The 19,446-nt window shown below is 68.2% G+C and carries 8 protein-coding genes and 1 tRNA gene; 7 read left to right on the forward strand and 2 right to left on the reverse strand.

Going from position 1 to position 19,446, the window contains the following annotated elements; all coding sequences use genetic code 11:
• The first annotated feature begins 525 nt into the window (after window positions 1-525).
• Window positions 526-10,917, forward strand: coding sequence for an MBG domain-containing protein (locus P5F91_RS03525; RefSeq protein WP_277906521.1), 10,392 nt, complete (start codon window positions 526-528; stop codon window positions 10,915-10,917).
• A gap of 77 nt (window positions 10,918-10,994) precedes the next feature.
• A complete protein-coding gene (locus tag P5F91_RS03530) occupies window positions 10,995-12,764 on the forward strand; it encodes a ShlB/FhaC/HecB family hemolysin secretion/activation protein (protein ID WP_277906522.1) in 1,770 nt (589 codons plus the stop codon).
• Between the two features lie 46 nt (window positions 12,765-12,810).
• Here P5F91_RS03530 and P5F91_RS03535 read toward each other — a convergent pair whose 3' ends face one another.
• Window positions 12,811-13,761, reverse strand: a complete 951-nt coding sequence (locus tag P5F91_RS03535; RefSeq protein WP_145613493.1) for an amidohydrolase family protein — start codon at window positions 13,759-13,761, stop codon at window positions 12,811-12,813.
• A 96-nt stretch (window positions 13,762-13,857) separates the two neighbouring features.
• Window positions 13,858-14,958: an alpha/beta hydrolase family protein gene (locus tag P5F91_RS03540; protein ID WP_277906523.1), complete on the reverse strand. Its 1,101-nt coding sequence runs from the start codon at window positions 14,956-14,958 to the stop codon at window positions 13,858-13,860.
• Between the two features lie 236 nt (window positions 14,959-15,194).
• Between P5F91_RS03540 and P5F91_RS03545 the strand changes: the two genes are divergently transcribed.
• From P5F91_RS03545 to P5F91_RS03565, 5 genes are all read left to right on the forward strand, one after another.
• Entirely contained in the window at window positions 15,195-15,896 is a 702-nt protein-coding gene (locus tag P5F91_RS03545; protein WP_277906524.1) for a TetR/AcrR family transcriptional regulator, read from the forward strand.
• Window positions 15,897-16,022: 126 nt separating this feature from the next.
• Window positions 16,023-17,501 (forward strand): FAD-dependent monooxygenase, encoded by a 1,479-nt coding sequence (locus P5F91_RS03550; protein ID WP_277906525.1) that lies wholly within the window; start codon window positions 16,023-16,025, stop codon window positions 17,499-17,501.
• A gap of 76 nt (window positions 17,502-17,577) precedes the next feature.
• The gene (locus P5F91_RS03555; RefSeq protein ID WP_277906526.1) at window positions 17,578-18,693 is read left to right on the forward strand and encodes a THUMP domain-containing class I SAM-dependent RNA methyltransferase; all 1,116 of its coding nucleotides are present in this window, start codon (window positions 17,578-17,580) and stop codon (window positions 18,691-18,693) included.
• A 294-nt stretch (window positions 18,694-18,987) separates the two neighbouring features.
• A tRNA-Glu gene (locus tag P5F91_RS03560) sits at window positions 18,988-19,063 on the forward strand.
• An 82-nt stretch (window positions 19,064-19,145) separates the two neighbouring features.
• On the forward strand, window positions 19,146-19,446 hold a 301-nt coding region (locus P5F91_RS03565; RefSeq protein ID WP_422394443.1), incomplete at its 3' end, for a hypothetical protein.

Raw genomic sequence — 19,446 nt, forward strand, 5'->3', positions numbered from 1 at the left:
CGGTTCCCCCGCCGGCCAGCCGGCGGGGGGCGGGAATGCCACCTCCACGGGTGCCATATGGGATTCCCCACCGGGAAGCCGCCACTTGGTGCGCGGCGGCGGTGCAGCTGCGTTAACCACGTATGCCTTACGGGTGTATGCTACTAAACGCATCAATGACTTGAGGATCATCGGCAGCATAACTGCCGTACACTTTCGACAATTTCTATAAATTGCGCGCATCGGTTGCGTTATGGTCCCGATGCTAGTCGCCAGCCGAACGGTTGCGTGACTGGCGGCGTATTCGCGAACCGGGGCGGGACCGGTGACGCGGTGTCGACGGCCGGGGCAGGACCGTCGCCCGCATGGCGCCCCCCATGTGTCCGGTACGCCACAGGTTTCAGGCCACAGGTTCCAGGGGCGGACAGCATGGGTTCTCGGGTTGGGACGGGGATGCGGGGGAATGCCCCGCAAGGCGGTGTGGCGTGCGCTGAAGGCCATGTGATCATCTCACCAGAGACTTCGCGGCTCGGTTGCCGGGCGGCCTTGCTGGCCGGCACGGCCATGGCCCTGCTGGCCGTCACCACCGCCGGACCGGCCCACGCCGGCAGCGGCCCCACCCTGCCCACGGGCGGCGCCTTCCAGGCCGGATCGGGCAGCATCAGCGGCGGACCGGGCAGCCTGACCGTCAACCAGGGCAGCCAGCGCGCCATCATCGACTGGAAAAGCTTTTCCATCGGCCAGGGCGGCACCGTCAGCTTCAACAACGGCAATGGGGCCACGCTGAACCGCGTCACCGGCGGCAACCTGTCCACCATCCTGGGGACGCTAAAGGCCACGGGCACGCTGTACGTCATCAACCCGGCGGGCGTGGTCGTGGGGTCCAGCGGCGTGGTGGTCACGGGCGGCAGCTTCACCGCCAGCACGCTGGACATCGCCAACGACGCCTTCATGGCCGGCGGCACCCTGCTGTTCAAGGGCGACACGGATGCCGAGGTCAGGAACCTGGGCAAGATCTCCTCCACCGGCGGCGATGTCCTGCTGATCGCGCGCAACGTCACCAACGATGGGACCATCACCGCCCCCAACGGCACCGTTGGCCTGGCCGCCGGCCAGCAGGTGCTGCTTAAGGACGGTGACGCGGCTGAACGCGTCTATGTCCAGGTGGGAGGCGGCGACGTCACCAACACCGGCGCCATCGCGGCGGCGCAGGCGGAACTGAAGGCCGCCGGCGGCAACATCTATGCCCTGGCCGGCAACGGCGGCGGGACTATTCGCGCCACCGGCACCACGGTCAAGGATGGGCACATCTGGTTGTCGGCCAGCGGGTCGATGGAAACGGCCACGGACCAGGGCGGCGCCGTCACCGTCGCCGGCGCTTTGGCGGCGACCAACGCCGATGGCAGCGGCGGTACCGTCATCGCGACGGGCAAGTCGGTCGCGATGACGGCGGGCGCGGTGATCGACGCCAGCGGCACCACCGGGGCCGGCGGTACCATCCTGCTGGGCGGCGACCGCCAGGGCGGCGGCGATGCGGCCAGCAAGCTGGTGAAGCAAGCCGTGGCCACCGCCGCCCAAACCACCGTCGCGGCCGGTGCCACCCTGAAGGCCGACGCGGGCGCCAAGGGCAACGGTGGCAACGTCATCGTCTGGTCGGACCAGTACACCGGATTCGCCGGCGCGCTCAGTGCCAAGGGCGGTCCCCGTAGCGGCAACGGCGGCTTTGCCGAAGTGTCCAGCCACAAGCTGCTGGACTTCACCGGCGCGGTGGACCTGACCGCCCCGCTGGGCGCCGTCGGCCAGCTGCTGCTGGACCCGGAAAACGTCACCATCTCCACCGGCAGCAATTCCAACAGCAGCCTGTCCGGCGGCACGTTCACCCCGACAGGCAACAGCTCCGTCATCAACACGACCACGCTGCAGAACACCCTGGCCACGGCCGACGTCACCATCACCACCGGCAATACGGGCAGCCAGACGGGCGACATCACCGTCGCCAACAACGTCACCTGGTCCGCCAGCCACAGCCTGACGCTGTCGGCCTATCACAGCATCATCTTCAACGGCGGCACGCTGAGTCACACGGCGGGGTCCGGCGACGTCACCCTGCACGCAGACAACACCGGCACGGGCAGCGGCACCGTCACCTTCACCAGCGGCGGCGTGGCCATGACCGGCAGCAGCGGGTCGGTGAATCTTTATTACAACCCCACCAGCTACGCCTCACCCACCAGCTACGCCGGCAACGTCACCCTGGGGTCCGGCGCCCTCACGACCTACATGCTGGTGAATACCGCCCAGAATTTGCAGGATTTGTCCACCAACCTGTCTGACACCTATGCCCTGGGCCGGGACATCGACGCCAGCGGTACCGCCGCCTGGAACGGCGGCGCTGGCTTCGCCCCCATCAACAGCTTCTCCGGCACCCTGGACGGCCAGGGCCACACCGTCACCGGCCTGACCATCAACCGCCCCACCACCGTCGCAGTGGGCCTGTTCGGCGACACGCCCACAGGCAACGGTCCCAAAGTCAGCAACTTGGGCCTGGAGGATGTGAACATCACCGGCTCCAACCGTGTGGGCGGTGTGGTTGGGCGCGCCAACAACGGCGGCTCCGTCACCAACGTCCACGTCACCGGTTCCATCACCGGCTATGGCGACTTCATCGGTGGCCTGGTCGGCCAGGACGACCAGCAGTCGATCAGCAACAGCTGGACCGACGTCACCATCACCGTCCCAAAAGGCTATAGCGGCACCGGCATCGGCGGCCTGGTCGGTTGGCAGCGCGCCGGCGCGCTGACCAACGTCTATGCTCTGGGCACCGTCTACGCACCCAGCGCGAGCCGGGTCGGTGGCCTGGTGGGAACGAACGGCTTCATCGGTTCCGGCCAGGGGGCCGCCATCACCAACGCCTACGCCACCGGCAATGTCACAGGCAACGACGCCGTCGGCGGCCTGGTCGGCATTTCAGAAGGTGGCAGCATCACCACCAGCTACGCGACCGGCACCGTCGTCGGCGTGACCAGCGTGGGCGGCCTGGTCGGCATCAACGCCAACCCGATCACCACCAGTTGGGCCAGCGGCAGCGTCACGCTCAGCAGCGGCAGCGCCGGCAGCGTCGGCGGCCTGGTGGGCACCAACGGCGACAGCGTCAGCTCGGGCAGCATCACCAGCAGCTATTGGGACACCTACAGCACCGGCCGCGCGGCGGCGGTGGGCGCCGTCGTGGGAGGCAGCACGAGCAGCGCCGCGGCCGTGACCAGCGACCCGGCGCAGTCGGCGGCCAGCACCTACGCCTACAAGGCCAGCGCCTACGGCGCTTTCAACTTCACCACCGATTGGTGGTTGAGCGACGGCGGCACCCGGCCCCTGGGCCTCTGGGAATATTCACTGACCATCAGCAATGCCCACCAGTTGCAGCTGGTCGCCCACGACCTGACGGCCAGCTACACCCAGAGCAACGACATCCGCATGCCGGCGCCGACCGCCGGCGGCATCTGGAAGTCCACCGCCGGCAGCGTCCCCGCCGGCTTCATCCCCCTGGGCACCCCTTCGACACCCTTCAGCGGCACCTATGACGGGCAGGGGCACGCCATCGATGGGTTGACCATCAACTACGGTGGCGGCAGCAACACCTACATCGGCTTGTTTGGCGGCAACACCGGCACCCTCAACAACATCAGCCTGACCAACGTCGCCATCACCGTCACCAACGCCGACAGCCATGTTGGCGCCCTGGTCGGCGCCAACGGCGGCGGTCATATCGTGAACGCCTATGTCACCGGCACGTTGAATTTCCAGGGCGGTGGCGGCTACGGCGTCGGCGGTATCGTGGGGATACAGTACAACGGCGGAACCATTACCGGTTCCACCTCGATGGCTGACGTCAATCTCAGCTTCGTCAATGGCGGGCAGGGTTATGCCGGCGGCGTTCTGGGCGTTACCGCCGACCTGAGCGCCACGGCCATCAACACATCCTACGCCGGCGGCACCATCACCGTCACCGGTGGCAGCGGGGTCGGTGGCCAAGCCCTGGCGGGTGGCCTGGCGGGGATATCCACCAACATCTCCAACAGCTATTCCACCGCCACCGTCACGGAAACCTCTGGCAGAAGCGTGGATGAAATAGGCGGCCTGGTGGGCCAGAGCGCCACCGGCACCATCAGCAACAGCTACGCCAGCGGCGCCATCAACGCGCCAGGCACGAAGATCGGCGGCCTGATCGGCTTCAACGTCAGCGCCACCGTCAACAATTCCTATTGGGATCAGCAGACCACCGGCCTGTCCAGCGGCGTCGGAAGCGGCAGCGCCACAGGCATCACTGGCCGCACCACCGCCGAGATGGCGGTTCAATCCAACTTCAGCGGCTGGGATTTCAGCAACACCTGGTACTTGCCCGCCGGCCTATCCCGCCCAGTCCTGCGCGCGGAGGCCAGCACCACCATCCGCAACGCCCATGAACTGCAACTGGTGGCCCTGAACCCCACCGCCCGCTACACCATTGCCAATGACATCAGCCTGGCCACCCCCCTCGCCAACACCGCTGACATATGGGGCGGCGGGTTCATGCCCATCGCCAGCTTCTCCGGCGAATTGTCCGGTCAGGGTCACACCATCAGCGGCCTGACCATTACCGGCAGCGCCACCAATAGGGGCCTGTTCGCCTCCACCACCGCCTCGGCCAAATTGGCCAACCTGGCGCTGACCAGCGTCTCCGTCTCCGGCGGCAACAACGTGGGCGCGCTGGTAGGCTCGGCCACCGGCACCACCATCAGCAACATCACCGTTTCCGGCACGGTCAGCGGTGCCAGCCAGGTGGGCGGCGTCGTGGGCAGCGCCACCGGCCCCATCAGCTACGCCGGCATGTCGGGCACGGTCAGCGCCACCGCCGACAGTGTCGGCGGCGTGGTGGGTTTCACCAATGGCACCATCGCGGACAGCTGGTCCACCGCCGCCGTCAGCAGTTCGGGCACCAGCAGCCACGGTCTGTACGTGGGCGGCCTGGTGGGACAAAGCACCGGCACCATCAATCGGTCCTGGGCATCCGGCGCCGTCAGCGGCTGGACCGACGTCGGCGGCTTGGTCGGCCTCGCCTCTGGCAACATCGCCACCTCCGGCGCCAGCGGCAACGTCACCGGCGGGGGCAGCGTGGTCGGCGGGCTGGTGGGAAACCTGTATGGCGCCAGCCTGACCAACACCTACGCCACCGGCGACGTCACCGGCTTTCAGGAAGAGGGCGGGCTGGTCGGCATCATCCAGGTGGCGGGCGCCAGCATCAACAACAGCTACGCCAGCGGCCGGGTCAGCAGCACCATTGGCAGCATCTACACCAGCGGCCTCGTGGGCCTGTCCAGTGTGACATTCACCGCCAGCAATTCATTCTGGGACGTCACCACCACGGGCCGGAGCTACGGCGCCGCCTCCGGTGGCAGCGGCCTGACGGTGACCGGCTTCACCGGCCTGACCGGCACCCAGGGCTTCACCAGCACCACCTTCTCCAACGCCGGCTGGGACATGTCCGGCACCTGGTACATGGTGGACGGCGGCACGCGGCCGATGCTGGTGGCGGAGGCGTCGGCCACCGTGCGCTCGGCCCATCAGCTGCAGCTGATGAACTTGAATCCCGGCTTCGGCTACACCCTGGCCAACGATATCAACCTGGGCGGCGCCCTGTCGGCGACCGGCGGGGTGTGGGGCAGCGGCGGCTTCTCCCCCATCGACAGCTTTACCGGCACATTCGATGGCGGCGGCCATAGCATCAGCGGCCTGACCGTCAATCTGCCCAGCAACACCGACGTCGGCCTGTTCGCAACGACCAGCGGCATCGGCTACCTTCACGACCTGTCACTCAGCACCGTCTCGGTCACCGGCGGCAGCGCCGTCGGGGCCCTGGTGGGCAACGCCGGCGGCGGTGTCATCAGCCATGTCACCGTGACGGGCAGCATCGCGGGCGGCAGCACCGTCGGCGGCCTGATCGGCAGCATCACCGGTGGCGCCCTGCTGCAGGATGCCAAGGCCGACATCCTGATCACCGCCAGCGGCACCGATGTCGGCGGGCTGGTCGGCAACAGCAATGGAACCATCCAGGACAGCTACGCCCTGGGGGGTATCCGCATGACCGCCGCCGGCAGCGCCCAGTCCGTGGGCGGCCTGGTGGGCAACAACAGCGTCGACCTGGTCAACAGCCTGATCGGCACCATCACCGACGATTATGCGCAGGTGGCGCTGCTGGGCGCGGTGAAGAGCGGGTCCGCCGCCGGCGGCCTGGTGGGCACCAACAGCGGCACGGTGGCCCGGACCTACAGCATCGGCGCCCTGGCCCTGACCGGCACCACCACCTTGGGCGGCCTGATCGGCAACAACGCCGGCACCACCAGCAACAGTTTCTATGACACCGAAACCTCCGGCCTGTCGGTCGGCATTGGCGGCGGCACCACCTCCGGCGTCACAGGGAAGACGACGGCCCAGATGCAGACGCGCAGCGCCTTCACCGGTGCCGGATGGGATTACACCACGCCCGTCTGGGGCATGGTCGACGGCGTGACCCTGCCCTACTTCACCTGGGAGCATTCGGGCGGCGTCCAGATCGTCACCGGCACCGCCTACAGCGACGCCGCCGGCAGCACCTTCGCCGTCGCCAACCGCGTGAGCGCGCTGACCAACGGCACCAGCCTGGGCAGCGGCTTCACCGGGGCCAACGGCTATTACTATATCCTGGCAGACGGCAGCCCCATCACCGGCGGCAATCTGGTGGCCTACCTGAACCCGGCGCTGGGCAACACCACGCTGGGCAATGCCGTGCACCTGACCACCAGCGGCGGCACCACCACCGGCCTGACCGTGCTGGGCAACACGGTGCAGATGACCAGCGACGGCCCAGCGGTCAGCACCAGCGCCCTGGCCGGCGCCCGGCCCACGGGCATCGATTCCGCCTTGCTCTACACGGTGTCGGGCAGCACCGTTACGCTGTCCGCCAACGCCAGCCTGGACATCGAGGCCGGCAGCCACGCCATCACCATCGATGATTCCCTGACCGTCAGCGGCACCGGCACCCTGACGCTGAACAGCACCGGAACCAGCACCCAGTCGGCCGCCATCACCACTCCCAGCCTGCTGCTGCTGGGCAGCGGCGGGACTTGGCAGTTGGGCAGCCTGTCCGGCGGCAACAGCATCAACAGCATCGGCACGCTGGCCGCCAACACCGGCAGTGTGCTGATCGGCTCCAACACCGCCCTGGCGGTGGGAAGCGTGGGCACCACCGACGGCATCACCCTGACCGGCGGCCTGGGTTTCACCGGCGCGAGCACCAGCGTCACCCAGACCCAGGCGATCAGCGCCGGCGGCCTGGCGCTGGAGGGCGGCAGCTACACCCTGACCAACACGGGCAATGCGGTCACGCATTTCACCGCCAACAGCGCCACGTTCAGCGTCGTCACCGCCGGCGCGGTTACGGTGGACAGCGTGACCGCGGGCGGCAGCAGCTACAACGGCCTGACGCTGAGCGGCACGGGCAGCAACAGCCTGACCGCCGGCGGCAACCTGACGGTGGCGACCCCCACCAACACCGCCACCCTCGCGGCGGGCGGCACCCTGACCCTGACGGCCGGCGGCGACCTGACCGTCACCGACACCAGCTTTGCGGTCGGTACCGGCAGCGGCACCAGCACCCTGACGCTGGTGGCCAGCAACAATGTCACCGTGCAGGGCACCTCCAGCGCCATTACCGTCAACGGCATCGTCGGCGCCGGGCTGGACCTGTCCCTGTACGCCGACAGCGACAGCAGCGGCACCGGCGGCATCACCCTCAGCCGCGTCAATATCCTGACCAAGGGCGGCACCTTGGCCCTGGTGGGGGGCACCGTCGTCAGCGACCCCACGACGGCCGGCAACGCCCACAGCACGGGGACCAGCGCCACCGACGACGCCGCCATCAGCATCACCAACAGCGCCATCAGCCTGGAGGGGGGCAGCGCCATTCTGAAGGGTGACGGGCAGGCCAGCGTCACCGGCACCTCCTCCGGCATCGCGCTGAACAGCAGCAGCCTCACCACCAGCGGCGGCGGCACGCTGACCCTGACCGGCAGCGCCACCACCAGCACGGCCGCCGGCGCGCACCTGGGCCTGCAACTGGTGTCCAGCACCTTGCAGGCGGCGACCGGCACCATCACCCTGACCGGCACGGCGGCGGCTGGCCCCAGCGGCAACACCGGCCTGCTGATCAACGGCGGCGGCGTGACCGCCACCACGGGCGCCATCACCCTGACCGGCACGGGTACGGGCGGCACTGGCCTGAGGCTCTACGGCGAAACGGTCAGCACCACCACCGGCGCCATCACCCTGACGGGCAGCGGCACCACCGGTGCCGGCCTGGTGCTGGGCGACGGCGGCAGCACAGCCGCCAGCCTCGGCAGCGGCACGCAGGCCGGCGCCATCACGCTGACCAGCGACGACTTCGCCCTGTCCAGCGGCGCGGCCCCCACCGTCACCACCACGGGCACGGTGACCCTGCGCCAGCAGTCCACCGACCGCGCCCTGGCCGTGGGCGGCAGCGTGACCGGCGCCGACGTGCTGAGCGCCGCCGGCATCAACGGCATCACCGCCGGCACCCTGGTCATCGGCCGCACGGATATCAGCGAAACCGCCGGCTACACCATCGCGGGCGCCATTGCGCCCACCCATGTCACCACCCTGTCCCTGGCCACGGGCGGCACCATCACCCAATCGAGCGGCGCCACCATCACCGCCACCAACCTGGCCGTGCGCGCCGCCGGCGACATCAGCTTGGCCACCGCCGCCAACAGCGTCGGCACCCTTGCGGCCACCACCAGTTCCGGCAGCGTCAGCTTCAAGGACTCAGGCACCTTGACCGTGGGCACGGTCGACGGCCTGAGCGGGGTCACCGCCATCACCACGGTGCAACTGACGGCCGGGGCCGACAGCCTGCTGACCGTGTCCCAGGCCATCTCCGGTACCGGTGTCACCCTGACCACCGACCGTCTGAATCTGGCCAGCGCCGTGACCGCCACGGGCGGCGGCACCGTCACCCTGGCCCCGGTCACCAGCGGCTGGACCGTCGACCTGGGCAGCGCCAGCGATGCCACCACCGGCACGCTGGAACTGTCGGCGGCGGAACTGGACCGCATCACCGCCGGCACCCTGGTGGTGGATCCGCCCGTGTCCGGCGACATCATCCTCAGCGCCGCCATCGCCCCGGCCCATGCCAGCACCCTGGTGCTGGAGGCCGGCGGCACCATCACCCAAGCCAGCGGCGCCACCATCACCGTGGGCAGCCTGGGCCTGGACGCCGGCGGCGCCATCACCCTGACCCAGGCCAACAGCGTCGGCACCCTGGCGGCCACCGCCGGAGGGGCTATGGCCTTCACCAACGCCGGCGCCCTGACCATTGGCACCGCCGGCGGTATCAGCGGCATCACCGCCACCGGTGGCGTCACCATCACCACCAGCGGAACGCTGACCTTGGCCAACGCGGTCACCAGCCAGGCCACCGGCGATGCCGTCACCCTGTCGACCACCAGCGCCTTCATCAACACCGCCGGCTCCAGCGCCATCACCGCCGCCAGCGGCCGCTGGCTGGTCTATTCCGCCACCTCCGCCGGCGACACCTTCGGTAACCTGGACAGCGGCAACACCGCCCTGTGGAACCGCACCCTGGCGTCCGGCACGGTGGCGGTCGGCGGCAACCGCTATGTCTTCGCGGAACAGCCCACCTTGGTGATCACGGCCAGCGACGTGACCAAGACCTACGGCCAGGATGTCAGCGGCACGCTGGCCTACACGCTGTCCGGCGGCGCGACCGGCGTGGCCCACGCCTATCTGGGCGGCACCAGCCTCAGCACCGCGCCCACGCTCACCTCCACCGGGGCCGGCAGTGGCGCCAACGTCGGCGGCTACACCATCACGGCCAGCGGGGCCGCCACGACGGACGGCTCGGCCATCAGCTACGTCGCCGGAACCCTGACGGTGAACAAGGCGGCCCTGACCGTCACCGCCAACACCACCACCGTCACCTATGGCCAGACGCCCACCCTGGGCGCCAGCTACAGCGGCTTCGTCAATGGCGAGACGGCGTCGGCCTTGGGCGGCACCCTGACGGTCAGCGGTGCCGGCACCAACGCCGGCAGCTACACCCTCACCCCCGGCGGCCTCACCAGCGCCAACTACGACATCAGCTACATCGCCGGCACCCTGACGGTGAACAAGGCGGCCCTGGCCGTCACCGCCAACACCACCACCGTCACCTATGGCCAGACGCCCACCCTGGGCGCCAGCTACAGCGGCTTCGTCAACGGCGAGACGGCGTCGGTCTTGGGCGGCACCCTGACGGTCAGCGGCGCCGGCACCAACGCCGGCAGCTACACCCTCACCCCCGGCGGCCTCACCAGCGCCAATTACGACATCAGCTATGTCGCCGGCACCCTCACGGTGAACCGCGCGCCGCTGACCGTCACCGCCAACGACGTCACCGTCGCCTTCGGCGACACCCCAGCCTACAGCGCCAGGTACAACGGCTTCGTGAATGGCGAAACGGCCGCCGTCCTGGGCGGCAGTCTGGTCTACAACGGTGGCGGGACGGCGGCCGGCACCTACACGATCACGCCGGTCGGCCTCACGTCCGGCAATTACCTCATCAGCTACGTCGCCGGCACCCTGACGGTGCAGGCGGACACCTCGCCGCCCGTGGTGGTGCCCGAGGTGCCGTCCTCCACCCACTTCGTGGACCAGCCCTCCGGCAAGGTGCCCTTCACCCCCACCCAGCCGCTGGTGGGATCAGACTACTCGCAGGGCAACTATCGCGTCATCTACCTGACGCCACCCGCCACGGCCACCGGCGCCATCACCAACACCTCGACCTTCTCCGCCGCCCACCAGGATGGGACGGATGAGACGGAGTTCGACATCGCCAAGCGGTGGCGCTGAAGCGCGCCATGATCGTCCCCTCCGCCCCCACGCCCGCCATCCCTTCTCCCACGACCGCCTCCATGCCCAGGAATTCCATGTCCGTCCCTCCGGCACGCGTTCTCACCGCCCTGCTCTTGGCCGGCCTGTCGCTGACGTCCCTGCGGGCGCAGGCGCAGAGCTATGAGCGCATCGCGCCCAAGGAGCCGCCCGCAAAGGCGCCGGTGGACCAGCCGCCACAGCCGCCCATGCCGGCCGCCCCCGCGCCCGAGTCAGACCGGGTGATCCTGTCCCAGCTGAAGGGCCTGGCCTTCGTGCCCTCGCCGGCCGCCGTGAAGCCGCGCGGCAGCACCGTCACCGGCGTGGACACTGGCGGCATCGACATCCTGGACCGCCCCGGCTTCCGCCCCATCGCCGAGGCCTACATCGGCAAGCCCCTGCGCCTGGCGGACCTGAATGAGCTGGCCCGCCGCATCGTCGCCTTCTACCGCGACAACGACCATCCGCTGGTCGACGTGCTGGTGCCGGAACAGGATATCGACAACGGCACCGTGCAGGTGGTGGTGCGCGAATTCAAGGTGGGCCAGGTGGCGGCCGAGGGCAACGAGTGGTTCGACAGCGCTTTACTGACCCGCCATATCAGCATCCACCCCGGCGACCGGGTGGAGGGTGAGCGCTTGCTGCGCGAGGTCAACGGCCTGAATGAGAACCCCTTCCGCCAGGTGGATCTGGTCTACCGCCCAGGTGCCACGCCGGGTACCACCGATCTGGTGCTGTCCACCCGCGACCGATTCCCCCTGCGCGTCTACGCCGGCTATGACAACAGCGGCGCGCCCAGCACGGGCCGCGACCGCTGGAACCTGGGTTTCAACTGGGGCAATGCCTTCTGGCAGGATGAGCAGCTGTCCTATCAGCTGACCACCAGCAACGATTTCTGGCATGACCGGCCGGGCGGGCGGAACGCCTCCTTTGTCGGCCATTCCCTCAGCTGGCTGGCGCCCCTGCCCTGGCAGGACCGCCTGATGATCTTCGGCAGCTATGAGGAAAGCGTGCCCAATGTGGGCAACGATTTCGGCCTGGTGGGCAAGAGCGGCCAAGCCAGCCTGCGCTATCAAATCCCGTTGGCGCGGACGCCGGATTTCTCCCACCAGCTGGAATTCGGCTACGACTTCAAGACCACCAACAACAATCTGGCCTTCGGTGGCGTCCAGATTTCGCGCACGGCGACGGAGATCAACCAGTTCTCCGCCAACTACAACGCCACCCTGGGTGACGCCTGGGGCAGCACGGGGTGGAGCAACACCCTGGTGTGGAGCCCCGGCGGCCTGACCGGGGACAACACCAACGCCGCTTTCCAGCCGGGCGACAACCAGTCCGGCCGCCTGGGCGCCAAGGCCAACTATCTTTATGTCCGTAGCGAGCTGAACCGCCTGGTGAAGCTGCCGGAAGAGGCGGTCTGGGCCACCCGCGTGGTGGGGCAGCTGAGCAACCGCGCCCTGCTCGACACGGAACAGCTGGGCGCCGGCGGCGCCGACATCCTGCGCGGCTATGACGAGCGCGCGGTGAACGGCGACCAGGGCGTGCTGATCAGCACCGAGCTGCGCAGCCGCGCCTTCAAGCTGGTGCAACGCGGCCCCGATGACGCCCTGCAGCTGCTGGCCTTCTTCGATTACGGCAGCCTGTGGAACCGCAACATCCCGGCCGGGGAGAGTGACAACGTCAACCTGGCCAGCACCGGTGTGGGCCTGGGCTACACCTATGGCACCTATCTGACGGTGAAGTTCGCCTACGGCTGGCAGCTGCGCAAGCTGCCAGGGGCGGCGGAAAAGGGCCAACTCAGCCACGTTTCCGTGACGCTCAGCTATTGACGCGGACCAGCCGCCGGGCAGTCCCGGCGGCTGTCCCGACAAAATCTCAGCCCAGTTTATAGAAGCGGACGGCGTTGTTGTAGAAGATGTCCCGCCTCTGGTCCTCCGTCAGGAAAGGGGCCGACTTGATGCGGTCGACGGCTAGGCCGATGGCGTCCGGCCAATACATCTGGTCCGTCCCGAACATGATGCGCTTGCCGAAGCCGGCATCGACCAGGGCCTTCAGGTAGTCGTTGAAGGCCGGTCGCGGCAGCAGCCAGTCGATGGCGCCCGTATCCGCATAGACATTGGGATACAGCATCAGCATGGCCATGGTGTCTTCCAGGTAGGGCCAGCCGCAATGCATGAGGTTCAGGCGCAGCTTGGGATGCTTGTTCAGCGCCTCCTCGACATATTCGGGATTGCCGAAGCGGGCCCGGGCGGTGCGACAGCAGGGGTCAAAGGTGGTGCCCTCGGGCATGGTGCCGGTGTGCAAGGCCACCGGAATGTCCAGTTCTTCCGCCAGGGACAGGTAGGGGTCGTATTGCGGGTCGCTCAACGGCAGGCCGGCATACTGGGACGTCAGTTCCCCCAGCACCTGCAGCTTGCCCTGCGCGTGCAGCTTGCGCAGGTCCTCTAGTGGTGGCAGAGGCGTATCCGCCGATCCGCGGATGCCGGCGCCCACCAGGATGCGACCGGCGTCCCGGTCGTGCCAGTCCACGGCAGCTTGTAGCCGGTCACCGTCGCCGCCGCTGACCACGCCCCTGACCACGTTCAGGCGTTTCATCTCCGCCAGGCAGGCCGTGAGGTGGTCGGCCCCGGTCTTGATAGGGCTCTTGGCGCCGGTGATGGGATTGACGATGGGGTTTTCGAAGCGCATCGACGCTGGATAGGCGTGCAGATGGACATCGATGATGGGCGGATTGGTCGCCGTCGCGGCCATCAGGGGGTGCGGCAAGGCCAGCATGGCCAAGGTGCCGCCGCCGAGCTTCAGGAAGCCTCTACGGCCACTCTGCATATCATTCCTCCCAGGGGATTATTGTCGTTGAGAACTGCAAGGCGTGCCAGCCGCCACTGCAGGATGTGACGGGTGCCACCTGGACGAAAGGGCCAGTTAGGGCCGCCCGCCCGGTGACAGCGTGTCTTGGAACAGGCGGATCGCCTCCGCCAGGGCGGTCGCATGGGCGCGCTCCGCCTCTGGCGCCCACGCGCAAAGTTTGAGTACCGTCCGGCCATGGGGCGTGCAGATGCCCACGAAGCTGTAGTGGGCCGCCCCCGGCACCATCACCAATCGCGCGTCCTTGACCAAGCGCGCGGCTACCCCCGCCTCGGTGGCGGCGGGTACCAGCGGATCGCTGTCCCCCACCACCAGGGTGGTCTGGGCGGTGACGCGCCCCAGGCTTTCCGGCGACAGCATCTGCACGGGCGGCGCGATGGCCAGGATGGCGCGCAAGCCTGGAAAGGCGGCTCCGTCCGATGCCCGGGCGGCCGCCTGGTCCAGCCCCAGCAAATGGATGCCATAGCGCTGGGTGACACGCGGGGCATCCGGTGTTTCCGGGGCCGTGTCGCAAACCTTGTCCGCCGGACGGGTGGCGCAGAAATCATCGAAATGTCCGGGATCGATGACGGCGCCGCCCAGGGCCAGCGCCGTCATGCCACCCATGGAAAAACCCGCCGCGCCGACATGCCCCAGGTCGAGGTGCGGGCCCACCGCCGGATCGGTGGCCATGGCGCGCACGGCGGCGATCAGGTCGCGGGGCCGCTCCCACCACGCGGTTCCACCCACCGGGGTGCGATCCAGCGCGTTGTTGCCGGGGTGGCTGACCCCGACGACGACAAAGCCGCGCGCCGCCAATCCACCACCCAGCCAGAACAAGTCCTCGGCACTGCCACCGAAGCCGGGGGACAGCAGGACGATCGGGTGGGCCCCGGCCGCCGGAACGGCATTGATGGCGGCCGGCCCGCCCACCAGCAACGCCTGGCCCGGCGGACCGACATCCACCTCCTCCTGCGCCGTTCCCTCCACCGCCGGATACCAGATCGTGACATCCAGCAATGGCCGATGATCGCTGCGCCGCGCCGCCGCGCTGGCAAGCGGTACCTCGCGATAGGTCAGCCCTACGGGGGCGGCCTCCGCGGCGGGCACAGCGGCCCACAGGAAGGTGGCCCACAGGAAGATGGCCGGGCACATGCGTTTCAGGATCAATTTTGCCATAACCGTCGCAAGGTTAGTAATTGAGTGAATCACTGATACTCTCATGATGTCGCCTGGACAAGGCCTTTGGCACGGTCCTCCTGCCGTTCGGCTGCTTTCCACTGACGTCATAGAGGCTTGGCAATGTTCATGAAGGACGCCCAAGGAACCGTCGGCTATTCTCCCCCGCCGCCGACATAATCCGCTCCTGCTCGCCGGGGGCGGGCATGGGTTGGCTCGGGGACGGAGGGTGAGAGATGCGCAGATCGAGCCGGCTGGGACTACGCCCGCTCCGTGAGATCGCTGAGGCGGGGTTGCAGTGCTTCACCCAGCGCGGCTTTCGCCTGACCCAGATGTCGGATATCGGGGCGGAACTGCGCATGTCGCCCTCCGCCGCCTACCGCTATGTCGAGAGCAAGGAAGCCCTGTTCCATATCGCAGCACTGCATGCCGCCGGCATATCGTTGGACGATCTGCCAATGCCGGTGGCGGTGGGCGATCTCGCGGAAACGGTCCTGTCGATCGAGGCCATCGTCCATTCCTGGCCGCGCTGGCCGGCGCTGCGGGCTGCCCTGGATCATCCCTCGCCTATGTCCTTGCTCGAGGACGAGACGGCGGGGATCGCGACCGAACTATACGATTTCCTGGCCGCCACCTGGCGCCTGATCGTTCTCCTAGACCGTACCGCCAACGACATCCCCAGCCTGAAAACGGCCTTCACCCAGCAGTATCGCGCGCCCTATCTCACCGATATTGTTACCTGGTTCGCCCGCCGATATGCGGGTGACGGACCGACGGAAGCCTTGGCTCGTTCCGGTATCGAAGCGATCAGCTGGCTGGCCATGCGGCGGAGAACGGACCCGGCAGCGGCCGCCATCACCGAGGAAGAGGCGCGACGCGGCGCCACGCACTGCCTGTACGCGCTGCTGCAGGCTTCTCAGCGGCCGCCGCAGACGTGACGGTCGGATAGGCGGCCCTGTCCCCGCTCAGCTTATAGATGGCGTTGAAAGAGTTGAGTTCAAGAATTGCCTGATCGCCCTGCCGGTTCATAAAGTCCCGCCCTCTGAAACAAGGAGACCGGGCAGATGGATAGGGGCACGCGACAGGATCATGCAGTGGTCATCGCCGGTGGCGGCCCCACGGGGCTCATGCTGGCCGCCGAGCTGGCCCTGGCGGGCATCGACGCGATCGTCGTCGAGCGCCGCCCCAACCAGGACCTGGCGGGAATGCGGGCCGGGGGCCTGCACATCCGCACCATCGAGGTGCTGGACCAGCGCGGCATCGCCGATCGCTTCCTGGCGCTGGGGCAAACCCATCCGGTGGGCCATTTCCACGGCCCCACCCTGGATTTCAGCGACTTCCCCACCCGGCACAGATATTTCCTGGCCCTGTCGCAGAACCACATCGAGCGCTTGCTGGCCGACTGGGCCGGCGAACTCGGCGTGACCATCCTGCGGGGGTGTGAGGTCGCGGGCTTCACCCAAGACGAGGAAGGCGTCGACATCGCGTTGTCCAACGGCAGGCGGCTGCGCGCGGGGTATCTCGTCGGCTGCGACGGTGGGCGTAGCCTCGTCCGCAAAGGGGCGGGTATCGACTTCCCGGGCTGGGACGCGACCAAAAGCTGGCTGATCGCAGAGGCCGAATGGACGGAGGAGCCCGAATGGGGCTTTCGCGCCGACGCCACCGGCACCCATGGCATGGGCAAGATGGAAGACGCCGGCCGTGTTCGCATCGTGCTGACCGAGCGGGAGCTCAAGTCCGGCGGGCTCCCCACCCTCGACGAGGTGCGGCAAGCGCTGATCGCCATCTATGGCACCGATTACGGCATCCACAGCCCAACCTGGATTTCCCGGTTCACCGACATGGCGCGGCAGGCCGCCGCCTACCGCGACCGGCGGGTGCTGCTGGCCGGCGACGCGGCGCACGTCCATCCCCCAATGGGCGGGCAAGGCCTGAATATCGGGGTGCAGGACGCCGTGAACCTGGGCTGGAAACTGGCCCAGGTGATCAAGGGGACAGCGCCGGCCGCCCTGCTGGACACGTATCACCATGAACGGCACCCGGTGGCGGCACGGGTACTGCTCATTACCATGGCCACCGTGGCGCTGCAGCGCCAGGACGACCGCTCCAAGGCCTTGGGCCAACTCATCTCCGAATTCATGGCCATGGACGCCCCGCGCCAGCACGTCGCCACGCAAATATCGGGCTTGGCCGTTCGTTATGACCTGGGCGAGGGCCATCCGCTGCTGGGGCACCGCATGCCCGACCTTGACCTGATCACGGCCGATGGCCCGCGCCGGCTTTATACCTACCTGCACCAGGCGCGGCCCGTGTTCCTCACCCTCGGGCCAGACGCTGGTATCGACCTCACTCCCTGGGGTGGGCGGTTCCAGAGGGTCGATGCCAGCTATGATGGGCCGTGGGAACTGCCCGCGCTTGGCCCCGTCCCCGCTCCGGCCAGCGTGCTGATTCGTCCCGATGGCTACGTGGCCTGGGCAGGGCAGCCGGATGACCACGATCTGAAGGCAGCGCTGGCCGCCTGGTTCGGACCGCCCGGGTCTTGAACCCCGCCCCGACGGCACGGAAGCCATGGCGAGAAAGCCCTCGCCGGCTAGGGGGGCGGCGCGATATCAAAGCGCCATGGATGAGCGTGACGACTTTGGTATCTACGTGGTGACCACACCCGGCCTGGAATCCGCACTGTGCGCGGAGATGACGGCGGCCGGCTTCACCGACCCGCAACCCGGCAAGGGCGGTGTCAGCACCCGGGGCGGCTGGGCGGAGGTCTGGCGCGCCAACCTGGACCTGCGCGGCGCCACCCGCGTATTGGTGCGCATCGGCTCCTTCCGCGCCTTACATCTGGCGCAGTTGGACAAGCGCGCCCGCCGCTTCCCCTGGGCGGCCTTCCTGCGGCCCGACGTGCCGGTGAAGGTGGAGGCCAGCTGCACCAAGTCCCGCATCTACCACGCCGGCGCCGCAGCAGAGCGCATCACCCGCGCCCTGTCGGAAGAGTTGGGCGCCCCCGTCGCGGACGATGCCGAGATCGTCATCAAGGCCCGCATCGATGACGACCTCTGCACCTTCAGCATCGACACATCGGGCGAGTCATTGCACAAGCGCGGCCATAAGGAGGCGGTGAACAAGGCCCCGATGCGGGAAACCATGGCCGCCCTGTTCCTGCGCCAGTGCGGCTACGACGGCCATGAGCCCGTGGTCGATCCTATGTGCGGCTCGGGGACCTTCGTGATCGAGGCGGCGGAGATCGCCGCCGGCCTCAAGCCTGGCCGGTCCCGATCCTTCGCCTTCGAGAGGCTTGCCGGCTTCGACGCCGCCGCCTGGGATGCGCTGAAAGCCTCCGCAACCCTTACCGCACCAACCATGCGCTTCCATGGCAGCGACCGTGACGCCGGCGCCGTGAAGATGAGCCAGGACAACGCATCGCGGGCGGGTGTGGCGGACTGGACCGACTTCCGGCGCCAAGCCATCAGCGACCTGACCCCGCCCGACGGCCCGGCCGGCCTGGTCATCGTCAACCCGCCCTATGGCGGGCGCATCGGCGACACCAAGCAGCTCTATGCCCTATATGGCAGCTTGGGCAAGGTGCTGCGCGAGCGCTTCCACGGCTGGCGCGTCGGCATCATCACCAATGAACCGGCCCTGGCCAAAGTGACCGACCTCTCCTTCCTGCCCACCGGCGCGCCGGTGCTGCATGGCGGCATCAAGGTAATCCTGTACCGGACGGCGCCCCTGGCCTGAGCGCCGCCGGCCGGCTTCCTGTCCCGATCCGATCGCCAAGGCCATAAAAAGCAAAACACCCGCCTGCGCAATGCGGGCGGGGGTTTTGGGATTTGGTTTCAGGAGCCCCTATATATGCTCGCGCACACGCGTGGATAAGGCCCCAGACCCACTTTTTTGCCCTTCCATGACAGCCCTCCCCGAACAGCCTCCCCCACCACCCAGCCCCACACATCGGCTACTCCCCACAAGGCCCCAACAAACCCCTTGACCTCCCATCGCCGCTCGCGTACATCACCGCCCTCACACGGCCTCGTCCCCTTCGTCTAGAGGCCTAGGACACCGCCCTCTCACGGCGGTAACAGGGGTTCGAATCCCCTAGGGGACGCCATACTTCCGGCGCTTTAGCTGAACTTTGCGGGACAGTTACGGGACAGTCGACCTCGCGGAACACTGCGAGGAGCCCGCCCGCCATGGCCACCATCATCCCTAGAGAGAATCGCGAAGGCCAGGTCATCGGCTACCAGGCCGAGGTCCGTCGCGTCGGTCACAAGCCCGTCTCCAAGACCTTCGAGAAGAAGAAGGACGCCGAGCGCTGGGCCAAGTCCGTCGAGACCGACATGGACCGCCGCGTCTTCCTCGACCACAGCCAGGCCGACAGCACCACCCTGGGAGCCCTCCTCCGCCGCTACCGCGAAGAGGTCACGCCGGCCAAGCGCGGTGCCGTGCAGGAGGCCGGCCATCTCATCGTCGTCGAGGATGACGAAATCTGTC

Origin of the sequence: Nitrospirillum amazonense (assembly GCF_029594735.1) — a bacterium.
In the GTDB taxonomy this organism is placed as follows: Bacteria; Pseudomonadota; Alphaproteobacteria; order Azospirillales; family Azospirillaceae; genus Nitrospirillum; species Nitrospirillum amazonense.

Excerpts from the sequence above, each read along its gene's own strand:
- P5F91_RS03530 (WP_277906522.1), top strand. The coding sequence starts at position 10,995 with ATGTCCGTCCCTCCGGCACGCGTTCTCACCGCCCTGCTCTTGGCCGGC.
- P5F91_RS03535 (WP_145613493.1), bottom strand. The coding sequence starts at position 13,761 with ATGCAGAGTGGCCGTAGAGGCTTCCTGAAGCTCGGCGGCGGCACCTTG.
- P5F91_RS03540 (WP_277906523.1), bottom strand. The coding sequence starts at position 14,958 with ATGGCAAAATTGATCCTGAAACGCATGTGCCCGGCCATCTTCCTGTGG.
- P5F91_RS03545 (WP_277906524.1), top strand. The coding sequence starts at position 15,195 with ATGCGCAGATCGAGCCGGCTGGGACTACGCCCGCTCCGTGAGATCGCT.
- P5F91_RS03550 (WP_277906525.1), top strand. The coding sequence starts at position 16,023 with ATGGATAGGGGCACGCGACAGGATCATGCAGTGGTCATCGCCGGTGGC.
- P5F91_RS03555 (WP_277906526.1), top strand. The coding sequence starts at position 17,578 with ATGGATGAGCGTGACGACTTTGGTATCTACGTGGTGACCACACCCGGC.